The organism is Acinetobacter sp. AG1 (assembly GCF_001005525.1).
Lineage (GTDB): Bacteria > Pseudomonadota > Gammaproteobacteria > Pseudomonadales > Moraxellaceae > Acinetobacter > Acinetobacter modestus.
In genome coordinates this window covers 74598-88741 of record NZ_LBMZ01000111.1, presented here as the reverse complement: position 1 = coordinate 88741, position 14144 = coordinate 74598, and the positions used below count along the sequence as shown (strand labels likewise).

The 14144-nt window shown below is 37.1% G+C and carries 11 protein-coding genes and 1 pseudogene; 5 read left to right on the top strand and 7 right to left on the bottom strand.

The genetic code is table 11. The features are described from left to right. A partial coding sequence (locus AAV96_RS09765) for an RnfABCDGE type electron transport complex subunit B (RefSeq protein ID WP_046739161.1) occupies window positions 1-224 on the bottom strand: 224 nt, incomplete at its 3' end. 339 nt (window positions 225-563) lie between these two features. Here AAV96_RS09765 and gdhA point away from each other — a divergent pair. Then, window positions 564-1947: pseudogene (gene gdhA, locus AAV96_RS09760) on the top strand (NADP-specific glutamate dehydrogenase). A gap of 91 nt (window positions 1948-2038) precedes the next feature. Here gdhA and AAV96_RS09755 read toward each other — a convergent pair. The 5 genes from AAV96_RS09755 to AAV96_RS09735 all read right to left on the bottom strand — a co-directional run bounded on the left by AAV96_RS09755 (window position 2039) and on the right by AAV96_RS09735 (window position 8165). Beyond that, complete coding sequence (locus AAV96_RS09755) at window positions 2039-3145, bottom strand: META and DUF4377 domain-containing protein (RefSeq protein ID WP_046739159.1); 1107 nt, start codon at window positions 3143-3145, stop codon at window positions 2039-2041. A 181-nt stretch (window positions 3146-3326) separates the two neighbouring features. Next, window positions 3327-4100, bottom strand: a complete 774-nt coding sequence (locus AAV96_RS09750; protein ID WP_046739158.1) for a DODA-type extradiol aromatic ring-opening family dioxygenase — start codon at window positions 4098-4100, stop codon at window positions 3327-3329. A gap of 100 nt (window positions 4101-4200) precedes the next feature. After that, window positions 4201-4680: a 23S rRNA (pseudouridine(1915)-N(3))-methyltransferase RlmH gene (rlmH, locus tag AAV96_RS09745; RefSeq protein ID WP_004663191.1), complete on the bottom strand. Its 480-nt coding sequence runs from the start codon at window positions 4678-4680 to the stop codon at window positions 4201-4203. A gap of 323 nt (window positions 4681-5003) precedes the next feature. Next, a complete protein-coding gene (lon, locus tag AAV96_RS09740) occupies window positions 5004-7433 on the bottom strand; it encodes an endopeptidase La (RefSeq protein ID WP_005217590.1) in 2430 nt (809 codons plus the stop codon). A 144-nt stretch (window positions 7434-7577) separates the two neighbouring features. Further along, window positions 7578-8165, bottom strand: a complete 588-nt coding sequence (locus AAV96_RS09735; protein WP_046739157.1) for a 5-formyltetrahydrofolate cyclo-ligase — start codon at window positions 8163-8165, stop codon at window positions 7578-7580. A gap of 406 nt (window positions 8166-8571) precedes the next feature. On the opposite strand from AAV96_RS09735, the gene AAV96_RS09730 reads away from it, so the two are divergent. Continuing rightward, complete coding sequence (locus AAV96_RS09730; RefSeq protein ID WP_046739156.1) at window positions 8572-8772, top strand: hypothetical protein; 201 nt, start codon at window positions 8572-8574, stop codon at window positions 8770-8772. Window positions 8773-8827: 55 nt separating this feature from the next. Here AAV96_RS09730 and AAV96_RS09725 read toward each other — a convergent pair whose 3' ends face one another. Next, window positions 8828-9208 (bottom strand): MerR family transcriptional regulator, encoded by a 381-nt coding sequence (locus tag AAV96_RS09725; protein ID WP_046739155.1) that lies wholly within the window; start codon window positions 9206-9208, stop codon window positions 8828-8830. 100 nt (window positions 9209-9308) lie between these two features. Here AAV96_RS09725 and AAV96_RS09720 point away from each other — a divergent pair, with 100 nt between their 5' ends. From AAV96_RS09720 to AAV96_RS09710, 3 genes are all read left to right on the top strand, one after another. Next, complete coding sequence (locus AAV96_RS09720; RefSeq protein ID WP_046739154.1) at window positions 9309-12026, top strand: heavy metal translocating P-type ATPase; 2718 nt, start codon at window positions 9309-9311, stop codon at window positions 12024-12026. Between the two features lie 163 nt (window positions 12027-12189). Beyond that, complete coding sequence (locus AAV96_RS09715; RefSeq protein ID WP_046739153.1) at window positions 12190-13428, top strand: putative solute-binding protein; 1239 nt, start codon at window positions 12190-12192, stop codon at window positions 13426-13428. Window positions 13429-13734: 306 nt separating this feature from the next. Beyond that, window positions 13735-14130, top strand: a complete 396-nt coding sequence (locus AAV96_RS09710) for a DUF6911 family protein (protein WP_046739152.1) — start codon at window positions 13735-13737, stop codon at window positions 14128-14130. Window positions 14131-14144: the final 14 nt, after the last annotated feature.

Genomic DNA, 14144 nt, shown 5'->3' with positions numbered 1-14144 from the left:
CAAACACTCGGTTCCGCAATCATTGTTGGTCTTTTTAATAATGTCGCAAGTGCGTCTGCAACGGGTTGTCCACCTGGAACGCATTTGTTTGCATCTTCACCTTCCACGATCGACTTTGCATAAGGTAAACAACCATCACGATGTCCACATAAACCACATTGCGTTTGTGGTAAAAGTTGGTCTACTTGAACGATAAGAGAGAGTTGTTGTGCTGAAACTGACATGAAAGAAGATAGGATAAAAACAGTATCGCTATTATAGCAAAGAATAGTTTAATCGGCGGAAATCGTTGTTTAAATCTACTTTGATAGACTTTTTTGCGATTTTATGGTGCCAACATTGTTTTATTTTGGTGCTAAATTTTGTATTTTGAATTATTTCTGATGTCTTATTACTAAGTTAAACGCTGATTTAAGCTTTTTTTTGAATATTTATTATAAAAATAACGAATATTTTTAAATTTAAAATATTGATTTAAAATAATAAAAAATATTATTTATGAAGATTGGGTTGAGAGTTGATCAGAAAGGGTATTAAATGTGTTTAATATTCTATTTTGGTGCATTTTTTGCACTAAATTAAATCACTATCTGGGGGTGAGAGTTGAAATACGATAGCTTAAATGATTTCTTGGAGTATGTTAAAGCTAGAGATCCATATCAACCTGAGTTTTTACAAGCAGTAGAAGAGGTCATGACGAGTTTATGGCCTTTTATACAGAAAAATCCTAAATATGCTCAATACGGTTTGTTAGAGCGTTTGGTTGAGCCTGAACGTGTTATTCAGTTTCGTGTATCGTGGATGGATGACCAAGGTCAAACTCATGTGAATCGAGCTTTTCGGATTCAATTTAATTCAGCGATTGGGCCATTTAAAGGTGGCATGCGTTTTCATCCTTCAGTAAATTTATCGATTTTAAAATTTTTGGGTTTTGAGCAAACTTTTAAAAATGCATTAACGACTCTCCCTATGGGTGGTGGTAAAGGTGGTTCAGACTTTGATCCAAAAGGAAAGTCAGAAGCTGAAATTATGCGTTTTTGCCAAGCGTTAATGTTGGAGTTATATCGTCATTTAGGATCAAATACCGATATTCCAGCAGGTGATATTGGGGTTGGTGGTCGTGAAGTAGGCTTCATGGCGGGGATGATGAAAAAGCTGAGTAATGATACGGCTTGTGTTTTTACAGGCAAAGGTATTTCTTTTGGCGGAAGTTTAATGCGTCCAGAAGCGACTGGTTATGGCACTGTTTATTTTGCTGAAGAAATGCTGAAAACTCGTGGTGATAGCTTTGCAGGAAAAACGGTTTCGATTTCGGGTTCGGGGAATGTAGCGCAATTTGCTGCTGAAAAAGCTATGTTTTTAGGTGCAAAAGTGGTGAGTCTGTCAGATTCGAATGGCACTGTTTTTGTAAAAAATGGTTTCACTGATGCATTACTTGCCGAAGTGATGGAGCTGAAAAATATCAAGCGTGGACGTATTTCAGAGTTTGCATCGAAGCATGGTTTTGAATATTTTGAGGGTAAAACCCCTTGGCATATTCCTGTTGATATCGCATTACCTTGTGCCACTCAAAATGAGCTAGGTGCAGAAGATGCAAAATTATTACTAGAAAATGGTGTGATGTGTGTTGCAGAAGGAGCCAACATGCCATCTACTTTGGACGCAGTTGAACAATTTATCGCAGCTAAGATTTTGTATGCACCAGGTAAAGCATCAAATGCAGGCGGAGTTGCAACTTCTGGTCTTGAGATGTCTCAAAATGCGTTACGTTTCGGTTGGACACATGGTGAAGTCGATGAACGCTTACATGCCATCATGAAAGATATTCATGCCAATTGCTTAAAATATGGGACCAAAGAAGATGGTACTGTCAATTATGTTGATGGTGCGAATATTGCTGGTTTTGTCAAAGTAGCAGATGCCATTCTCGCGCAGGGTATTTATTAAGGGTCTCCTAAACTCCCGCTTTAATAAAGAGGGGATTTCCATAAAAAAATCCGATGTTGAAACATCGGATTTTTTATTTAGCTGACTAAAATTATGGTTTTTTCACAATTTCTTGTTCAACCACCATATCTAATACATCTGCAATACTTGATTGATCGGCAGCAGGGTTTTTAATGTCGAAACGTTTAACTCGAACGATCACACGTTGGTTTGGATTATGTTCAAAACCTTCGATTTGACCATAGTAAAGTGACCAATTTTTATCAGCGTATGTTTTGATGCCTTTATCGTCATATTTAATTTCACGAACTTGCATACAAGTTTGCGGTGCTACACCAGTACATGATTTAGTTTGTGGTGAAATTTCGAGGAAAACGATTTTACCTTCAGACTGGTATTTTGCTTCAGCTGTCATTTTACCAAGGAATGTATATTTTTGACCGGTTGCATCGCTTAAAGTTAAGCTTGGCTGGTCTAAATTTGTTGCATTGATTTCAAATGGAACTTTACGTTTTTGTAAAAGTGTACCTGCAAATTGCTCTTGTTTCATCAGCGCTGGTTCACATGCCATCATTGTTGAAGCGCCGTTACCTGTAACAATTGAACCATTTTCAATTTTCCATGAGGTATTTAAGCGGTTACAACCAGTGTCTACAGATAAACGATCATTAGCTAAGAAACTTAATACGATTGGTTTTTTTGTATCAGTAGGTTGATATGACCAAGTATAGTTTGTTAACACACTCGTATTCACGATTTTGCTTCCTGTAAATACATGTTTTTGTCCTTTACTATCAGTTACCGTCAAGATTGCTTGATCATTTTGGGTACTGAGTGAGAAAGGAACTTTTTTCTCACTAAAAATATCAGCAGATAAGCGTTCTTGTTGCATTAAATCATCCGCACACGCCATCATTGTTGATGCCAGTGGTGAGGTTACAATGGTGTTACCTTCAACTTTCCAAGTCCCACCTTGATTATTACAACCAGTTTGAATAGATAATCGTTGATTATCATCGAAAGATAAAACTAAAGGTTTTGATGCTTTTGAACCTTGATAAGTCCAATTATATTCAGTTAAGTTTTTTGCTGCAGTTGTATTAATTTGAGAAATAACATTATCAGTTACATTTTGTACAGTTTGGCACGCCATCAAAGAGAGCGGTAATAAGGCAAGAACTAAATATTTAATTTTCATAGTCAAACAACAGTAAATAAATAACAGTCATAAGCTTAAAGTATTCTTAAAAAAATAAAATGTAATCAGTTTATGGATTAAGTTCGTTAAATGTATCTATTTGTAAATTTTAAGAAAATTAATTTGGAAAATGACTTACTCAAATATAAGTAAGCCATTTGAAAAATATGATGCTTGGTTTTTAATCAAAACGATAAATATCCATACCTAATGATCCCATTGAAAAACTACTATGCACGATACTAAAACGATGACCTGTTCCCATTGCAAAGAATAATGGTGCAAAATGTTCAAGGGTAGGATGATTTCGTTGCACGTAGGGTAAAGATGGCCAGTCAAGTACAGCATCATAATCTTGATGGTTCAGTTTACTAACTACACTATTTCGAAATGTGCTTGCCCATATTGGAACTTCAGCATCTGCATGCCATGAAAGTTCAGAGAGATTATGGGTAATGCTACCAGAACCAATTAATAAAATTTGTTGTTCACGTAAAGGTGCTAAAACTTGCCCGATTTTGTAAATTTGCTCAGCATTCATTTCGATGGGTAAGGAAATTTCAATCACAGGAATATCGGCTTCTGGATACATATGCAATAAAGGCATCCATACACCGTGATCTCGTGGTCGCGTGCTATTTGCATGTGCAGGAATATCTGCTTCTGCAAATAGAGTCAGTATTTCCTCAGCAAGTTTTGGAGCGCCCGCAGCAGGATAACGGATCTCATAAAGTTCAGGGGGGAAGCCACGAAAATCATGCCACGTTTGAGCTCGAGTTGAAGTACTCACTTCTAGCGCTTGGCTTTCCCAATGAGCAGACATCACAATAATTGCTTGAGGTTTTGGTAAATTATTGCTTAAACGATGCAATGCAGGACCTACTTGTTCAGGATCAAGTGCGAGCATGGGAGAACCATGAGAAATAAATAATCCGGGTAAAGTCTGGAAATTCATAGATAAGCACCTGATTAGAAATACATCATTATCGTGACAAATTCATGGGAACAATGACAGCCATTAAATATCAACAGATTGTTCTATAATCAGAACAATTTTAAGCGCGATGATAAGGATGATTATGATTGATACTCATCGCTCTATAAAGTTGTTCAATCAGTAGAATACGAACCATTGGATGTGGCATGGTCAATTTAGAAAGAGACCAATGCCAAGCTGCTGCTTTACGCACTGCATCTGAATGTCCGTCAGGACCCCCAATCGCAAGAGCAATATCATTGCCTTCAAGCATCCATTGTTTCATGGTATCTGCTAGTTTTTCTGTACTGAGTTCTCGACCACCAACTTCTAAGGCAATTAATGTTTCATTGGGTTTAAGTGCATTTAAAATACTATCACCTTCAATTTGACAATATTTTAAAATATCTGCTTCGGAATCATTTTTGCCTCGTTTTGCCATCGGGAGTTCAATTACTTGAGTTTGTACAAAAGGTTGAATGCGTTTGAAATAGTCTTCAAATCCAGTGAGCACCCAAGCAGGCATTTTTTGACCAATAGTCAGAATACGAATTTTCATAGAATAAATAGATCGAGAAATTACACCTATTATAAACGGTGTTCTTTATGGATAGTGATCAGCATGAAAGGGAATAGCTGCTGAAAGTGTATTTATTGATTATGTTGCATAAAAAACGCAGCTCAAAATTGCGTTTGAGCTGCGATCAAAGTGTCATCAGTCTGGAGTTCGGATGACACTAAAAAATGGGTTCACTGAGTCAAGCTTCATCTTTATTTTTATCGACTCTATTTTATTATGCAATATATTGGTTGTTTTTCAATCAAATTATGTAACAAAAAAAGAGAGCCGAAGCTCTCTTTAATTTTCATCTACTTACTTGTTTAATGACGCGCAGCCTTTGCTTCTTCTACTGGTTTAACAATAGGTGTTTTAGGTAAAGGCTTCGGCGTATCCGTCAATGCTAAAGGTAAGATCTCATCAATACTTTTTACAGCTTTGATTTCTAAGCCTTCTTTTACATTGTCCGGAATCTCGGCTAAGTCACGAACGTTATCTTGCGGAATAAAAACTAATTTAATTCCACCACGGTGAGCTGCAAGAAGTTTTTCTTTTAGACCACCAATACGCATCGCACGACCACCTAGACTCGTTTCACCTGTCATCGCAATGTCTGGACGAATCGCAATACCTGTAAATGCTGATACAAGCGCAGTTGTGAGAGCTAGACCAGCAGATGGACCATCTTTTGGCGTTGCACCTTCAGGTAAGTGAACGTGAACATCAGTTTCATCAAAACGTGAAGCTTCAATACCTAATTCATCAGCACGAGTACGAACCACAGTCATTGCAGCAGTAATCGATTCTTTCATCACATCACCGAGTGAACCCGTTGTAATAAATTTACCTTTACCTTTCACGGCTGCAACTTCAATAGTAAGCAATTCACCACCTACCGAAGTCCAAGCTAAACCATTTACACGACCGACTTGTGCTTCATCTTCAGCCATACCAAAGTCAAATTTGTGCGGACCTAGGTATTCAGGAAGATTGGCAGAAGTGACATCAACTTGTAAGTTTTTAGACTTCTTGCTAACAGCTTCTTTCACCACTTTACGTGCAATTTTAGACACTTCACGCTCTAGGCTACGGACACCCGCTTCACGTGTATAACGTTGTACGATGTCACGGATTGCTTCTTCGTGAACAGTCAATTCTTTTGTACGTAGACCATTGTTCTTAATTGCTTTTGGAACAAGGTAACGTTCAGCAATATTCACTTTTTCATCTTCTGTATAACCCGGAAGACGAATGACTTCCATACGATCCAGCAAGGCTTCAGGAATATTCATGCTGTTCGCAGTACAGATGAACATGACTTCTGAAAGATCAAGATCGAGATCTAAATAATGATCGTTGAACTTACTGTTTTGTGATGGATCAAGTACTTCAAGCAATGCTGATGCAGGATCGCCACGGTAGTCTTGTGCCATCTTGTCAATTTCGTCGAGTAAGAACAGAGGGTTCTTCACGCCAACTTTTGTTAAAGACTGTACAATTTTACCCGGCATCGCACCAATATAAGTACGACGGTGACCACGGATTTCAGCTTCATCGCGTACACCACCAAGCGCCATGCGAACAAACTCACGACCTGTTGCTTTGGCAACAGATTCACCAAGTGATGTTTTACCCACACCTGGAGGACCAACTAGACAAAGAATAGGACCACGGAGTTTTTTCACACGAGATTGCACTGCAAGATATTCAACAATACGATCTTTGACGTCATCTAAGCCGTAGTGATCTTCATCAAGAATCTCTTGTGCTTTCGCTAAGTTAATGCTGACTTTGCTCGCCTTATTCCAAGGTGTATCTAAAATGACTTCTAAATAGTTACGAACAACGGCAGCTTCGCTTGATGCAGGTTGCATTGCTTTTAGTTTGCGAAACTCAGCTTCAGCTTTTTTGCGTACATGTTCAGGCAAATCTGCTTCAGCAAGACGTTTTTCAATTTCCGCAACGTCATCTTCAGCACCGCCGTTCATATCAGAAAGTTCACGTTGAATAACTTTCATTTTTTCATTTAGAAAGTATTCTCGTTGATTCTTTTCCATCTGACGTTTAACACTGTCATGCAACGTTTGTTCAATTTGCTGTTCAGCAGATTGATTCATCAAGTAGCTCATCAACTCTTGCAAATGCGCTTCAAACTCGTCGTGCTCTAAAAACTTTTGTTTCACTTCGATATTTAAAGGTACACGAGTTGCAACAAAGAACATTAATTGTAATAAGTCTTCGATTTTATTTGCTGCTGCAACAAGCTCGCGTGCATTGCGTAATTTCGCTTCAGCATATTGAGCGAATAGGGTACGCAATTCGTTTAAGCGAGTTGCTTGAGCTTCCTCATCCAATGGTAATGTAATTGGACTGAGGCTGTGCTCAGCAGTCAAGTATTCTTCACCATCAATAATCCGCTCTAATTTAGAACGATGCAGACCTTCAATCAGTACTTTAATGCAGTTTTCATCATTTTCATGATTTACGACTTGTACGATTTTAGCCACAGTTCCATATTGATAGAGGTTATCGTGATCAATTTCTTCTGTAAGCGAATCTTTTTGCGCAACTACAAATACTAAATTGTCACCGTTACGAGCCACATCCACTGCATTGATCGATTTTTCACGACCCACAAATAGCGCAATTTGCATGTGTGGATAGACCACAACATCACGTAATGCTAATAGTGGTAATACACTTGGAACCTGTGGCTCTAAGCTTGATTCATTATTTAAAATATATTCAGACATGGGCACTCCTAATGAGTGACAACGGTGTTGCCATGTTTTTTATAGTGATGTGCATTTCAAAAATTACAAGGGTTTTTACTTAGAAAATATTAAAAAAAGACTAAATTGGTCGGTTTTTTTCTAAAAAATATTAGAACAATAAGGTTAAGGCTTGAAAATATAGAACTTTTTAGGTGTTAGTAAACCATGAATCGGTTGATCCCATTTTTGTCTAGGTAAGGTTTGATCAATATATTGAAATCTATGAGCGAGACCTAAACGAAAAGGTCGATGCGGCGCACTTGCCAAAGTACGATCATAGAAACCACCTCCCATGCCAATTCGTGTCCCTAAGTGATCACAGGCAAGTAAAGGCATAATTAAAATATCCAAAATGGAAATATGATGCCCGCGACTTGCCATGGGTTCTTTCATCCCGAGTGGGTGATGGGAAAAACGTTGATTTGAGTATTGCTTAGAGCTTATTTTTACCCATACAAGTTCTTGATTCATCGTGCAAATCATGGGTAGGTAAACGAGTTTTTTTTGTTTAAAACAAAGTTGAATGAGTTTGTGAGTGTGCACTTCGCCAAAAGCATGAAGATATAATCCAACGCTTTTTGCAAATTTGAATTGAGGTATTGATCTGAGGCGATTTAAAGCGTCTTGCTCACTTTTTTTATGTTCAAAGCGATTCACTCGTTTTCTTTTTAAACGAATATCTTTTCTGAGTACATGTAAATCACTATTCATCGTATTCAAAATATAACAAAGCCTCGAGAATCATACTGGATTTAAGTGTGCTTAAGTATCTAAATAAATTGAAGTTCTAATGCTATTGATCAGTTATAGATTCTGACAACTCAAAGTAATCACACAGCTGTAGCATTAGACTTAATTACTATGCTGTCAAAAATAAGAATAAAATAACAAATTTTGGTTTTATATGACAAAAATATCACAAATCGCGTAAAAAGTGCTCTATAATCTTGCCGTGAAAATCGCAAATACTTTGTTATTTCACATATTTAAACAATTAAAAGGAATATTTTAGCGCTATGAATGAGCGGGGTATTTTATTTCATTCGTTACGATATTCACTGTGTCACTTTATAAAAATATTTAAAAGACCATAGGGTAAGGTTTAGAGGGAAAAAGTATGTTTGATTCAAAAAAAGTAATTGTCTTAGATCAAATGCTTATCTTAACCAAAGAAGGTAAAAATGATTTGATTTATCATAACGATACGCTGTTGAAAGTAATGATGGTCTCTAATCAGCATCTCATCGTCGCTGATGATTACCAAACCAGTTTCTTATTAAAACAAAAGGATGAAAATGTGATTTGGTCATTTATTTAATGTTATGTACTTTTTTGATTACTATTGATCAATTGTCTAGATTTATTGATGGAACTTATTGTTTGAGTTCCATCAATATTGGGCAACATTCATTTTCTGTCGTTTTACACTCATCTAACCATGTGGAAAGTCTTTGCTTAAGACCCACAAGTTCCTGAATTCTTTCATCGATCTTGCTCAATCGTTGTTCAATGACATGTCTGACTTTGATGCGATCTTCTAAATTCAGTGTGAGCAATTCTTTAATTTCATTCAGTTGTAATCCAGCATCCTTCGCTTTCTGAATAAAGCTCAAGGTCTCTAAGTCCTGCTGATTGTAATATCGGTAACTTTGAGTGCTTTCAGGTATTCGCATTAAGCCTATACGTTGATAATAACGAATGGTTTCGACATTAACGTGACAGGATTTTGCTAATTTTCCGATTGTAAGGTTCATTTTCTCATACCTTTGTTGGGATAGTGAAAAAGCACTTGACTCTGTACCTAGGTACAGACTTTATCCTAGTCCTATCGAGAAAGAAAAGATAGGTGTCGTCATGACTCAACAACCATCTTCATGCTGTTCTAAAAATGATGTACCGCTTGTGTACGAATATATTGATCCAGTTTGCGGTATGACAGTCGCTGAAAACTCGCAGCACTATTTTGATTACCTAGGTATCCGCTATTTATTCTGTTCAGCAGGTTGCCAACAGAAATTTAGCTCAAAGCCTGAAAATTATTTAAAATCAGATCAAGATCTAAAATTAACATCATCTTGCTGTGCTAATCAGCCTCAACAAAAAGCGGGTTCATGTTGTGAAAGTGAATCAGAGCAGCCTATTGAATTAGCTCAAACTTCATCTTGTTGTAAGCCTAAGCCAACGAAGCAAAAACTAAGTTCATGTTGTGGCCCTAAACCAGAAGTAGCATCTATTCAAGATGAAGCTAAAAAATCTTCTTCTTGTTGTGGTGGAAAGCATAATCATTCAAGTGAAAGTAATTTAGTTGATACAGCGATTGATCCTGTTTGTGGTATGTCAGTCAAAATCACGACAGATTTAAAAACAGATTATCGAGGTAAAACCTATTATTTCTGTAATCCATCTTGTTTGGATAAATTTAAAAATGATCCTGAATTTTATCTAATTCCAGTCGATCAGCGTCCTGTACCTGATGGGGCAATGGATATGGATTATACCTGTCCAATGGATCCTGAAATTGTACAAAAAGGGCCAGGAACTTGCCCAATTTGTGGGATGGCACTTGAGCCGATGCAACCCACTTTGGATGATGGACCAAATCCTGAGCTAGTAGATTTTAGTCGACGTTTTTGGGCTACATTACCTTTGAGTTTGTTGGTAATGATCTTGGCTATGGGTTCACATATTCATGCCTTTATTTCGCCACATGTTCAGCCGTGGATTGAACTTCTTTTAAGTTTGCCTGTTGTGCTATGGGCGGGTTATCCCATTTTACAACGTTGCTGGGTGTCCTATAAAACAGGACATCTGAATATGTGGAGTTTGATTGGTGTTGGGGTACTTGCAGCATTTATTTATAGTGTTATTGCCACGATTTTTCCATCATTAATCCCTATTGAAGCGAAAACAGGGCATGGTGTTGCTGTGTATTTTGAAGCAGCATGTATGATTGTTTCATTGAGCTTACTGGGGCAAGTTTTAGAACTAAAAGCACGTTCACAAACAGCAAATTCATTAAAAGCTTTACTACGTTTACAACCTGCTAAAGCGAAACTTGTACAGCATGATCAAGTTGTTGAAGTGGATATAGTGATGGTCAAACAAGGTGATATTTTGCAAATATCATCGGGTGAACAAATTCCACTTGATGGTGTAGTGATTGATGGAAAGACCTATGTTGATGAATCAATGATGACAGGTGAGCCTGTTCCTGTGAAAAAGGAAAAAGATGATCTAGTCATTGGCGGGACAATTAATCAACAAGGTGCTATGCGAATCCAAACAACTGCTGTAGGTACGAACACAACATTAGCCAAAATGATCCAAACTGTTGCTGATGCACAACGCTCCAAAGCACCGTTGCAACGAATTGCAGATGTGGTTGCAAAATATTTTGTGATCGCCGTACTCAGTATCAGTGTGCTGACTTTTATTGCGTGGATGGTATTTGGGAAAGCACAGTTTGATTTAGCCTTAATGTGTGCAGTCGCTGTTTTGATTATTGCTTGTCCATGTGCTCTTGGCTTGGCAACACCGATGTCAGTGATGGCAACCACGGGTCGAGCAGCTCAAAAAGGCGTGTTGTTTAAAGATGCTGAAGCGATTGAAGCTTTAAGCAAAGTAAATACTTTGATTATTGATAAAACAGGAACATTGACCGAGGGTAAGCCAAGTTTAAAAGAGATTTGGTCTTTATCTGAAGCGTATAGCCAGACACAAATTGAGTTATGGATTGCATCGATTGAACAATATTCGACGCATCCAATTGCGCAGACCTTAACCAAACTGGTTGAAGCAAATCAGTTGCTCAATGTCTCTGATTTCGAGGATGTAGCAGGCTTTGGCGTAAAAGGAAATATTGATAATCAGACCTTGTATATTGGTAGTCAGAAGCTTATTGAACAGTTAGCTTTAACATTAAGTGATGATTTAGTCCAAGCACTCGATCAAAAGCGTGCGCAAGGTGATGTGATTAGTTTCCTTATGTCGGAACAAGAGGTAATTGCTTATATTTCAATTCATGACGCAATTAAGCAAAATGCCAAAGCTGTGATTGATCAACTGCATGCGGATGGAATTGAAGTAATTATGGCAACGGGTGATCATCAGAAAAATGCAAATATGGTTGCAGATGTTTTAGGTATTAAAACAGTCTATGGCAATCTTGATCCTAAGCAAAAACTTGAAATTGTGAAACAAGCACAAGCTCAGGGAAAAATTGTGGCAATGGCTGGGGACGGTATCAATGATGCACCAGCACTGGCACAGGCGAATGTTGGTATTGCGATGGGAACAGGAACAGATATTGCCAAGCAAACAGCGCAAGTGACTTTAGTTAAAGGGGACATTCAAGGGGTTGCGCAAGCAGTTCATATGGCAAAATTAGGGGTGAGAAATATGAAGCAAAATCTTGCATTCTCTTTTGTTTATAATGGATTAGGTGTTCCTGTTGCAGCAGGTTTATTTTATCCACTGACAGGATTATTGCTCACACCAATGTTCGCTGCTGTAGCAATGTCATTAAGCTCGCTTTCTGTTGTGGTGAATGCTTTACGTTTGAATAAATCATAATTGATTTTTAGAAAAATAAAGCCTCTATTCTCATAAGTTGAGAGTGGAGGCTTTATTTTGACCCAACTGACATCATCAAAATGAATGCAGTCAATTCTATTTCTCTATTTTATCCTTAATTTGAATGAAAACTATTGGGAAATAGCTAAGGATGGAACTGAAGATGCAAAACAATAAACTTAGTCGTGTTGTAAAATCACTTTTTACTTCAAGTATTATCGTATCATCATTATTATTGACGAATGCGTGTCATGCAGCACCTGAAGGTAAACTGGATTTAACACTTTCTTCACATTCACAAAATAAGATTAAACAGCTACTTAACGATCCTAAAACGTGGCAACAAATTCCAAATCAAGTCACTTTATGTGTGTTCTCTCCTAATGGAGAGCATAGTGAGGCTTTTGAACAGGCTACAAGTTACATCACTGAAATTCCACGTATGGTACGTGTAGCCAAGCAGTTTGGTGTCAATATGAATGTGACACGACCATCTCATTTACAGTTCAAATTAGATTTTGATTATCCAAAACTTAAAAAATCAGCGTCTACTTTGGTTAATTTAAAAGTTTATACCAATGAAGCGGTATTAACTGAAGATTTCCGTAGTAAACGCTGTGATGGTGCGGGGATTAGTAATCTACGTGCAAAACAATTTAATAAATTTGTAGGAAGTATTGATGCAATTGGGGCACTACAAACCTATAAACAATTAAGTTCAGTGATTCAAGTTCTAGCTAATCCAAAATTTGATGAAAAAATGGTGAATAAAGACTATGAAGTTGTGGGTGTTGTACCGTTAGGTGCAGCCTATATCATGGTGACGGATCGTAATATTAATACTTTAGCCAAAGCAGCAGGTAAGAAAGTTGCGGTTTTCCAATTTGATGAAACTCAAAAGAAATTGGTACAAAATGTGGGTGCGCAACCTGTCTCAGTTGATTTGGTGACTGTCGGTGGGAAGTTTAATAATAAAGAAGTTGATATCATGGCAGGCCCAGCTATTTTATTTGAACCGCTTGAGTTACAAAAAGGGATGACAGATAAATCGGGCAAAGCTGTTGGCGGAATTATCAAGTTCCCAGTCATTCAAGTCACTGGAACGTTAATTATGCATCGCAATAAGTTTCCAGCAGGAATGGGTTCTATTGCGCGTGAAGTTATCTCAAAACAGTTGAACCCAGCATTTGAATTTGTAGATAAAATTGAAGCCAAAATTCCAGATAAATTTTGGCTTAACCTTAACGAAAGTGATAAACCTGGTTATGTTCGATTAATGCGCGAAGCGCGAGTGCAAATGACCAAAGAAGGTTTTTACGATAAAGATATGATGAAGTTGCTGAAACAGGTTCGTTGTTCACAAGATCCAAGTAATTATGAATGTGCTTTGAAAGATGAATAATTTTTAAAGGCTCTCGCATCATAGAAAAAGAGAATCATGGAAATATCTGGATTAGTTGATAAGCTTGGTATTTCCACTTTTCGAAATATAGATCAACAATAGTGGAGTTTTTTTGTAATAATATTTCTTATGTTTATCATCCTGAGGTTTATTATTCTAGCTAGAAATGAATAAAGTAGAAAAGTTGGAATTATAGAATTCTTTCAACAAATTCCTTACTCTTATGCAGAATTTAAAGTTAATCTTTAAAATATTGCAAAATAGAAATTTCTTTGCATTATTGCTCTTTATAAAGGGTTCTTATATATGATTACTATTGCAGGCCGTTTCGTAAAAAATTCGCAAGAAATTTTTCTAAGTAGTATTAATAATCCCTCTACACATGACGTGAGCCACTATGTACAGCAAATTAGCACAGGAAATGGGCATCTAGGTGTTTATAGTGATCGTAAGGATATTGAAAAATTAGATATATATGTTGAAAAAGGATATTTCTATTTTCAGCTTATAGATGGTCGCTCAGAGTGGGGGTGTAGAGAATACATTAATCCCAAAGTTAGCTTATCAGATAATAAAACGCGTGAAGTTGATCAGTTCATATGTACAGAAGCCACAATTACTAGAGATATAGAGTTGGTTATAAGAATTATAAATGAGTTTGTTACAACAAATGATGTTAGTGAGGAATTAATGCCTATGTAATTAGTAATTACCGC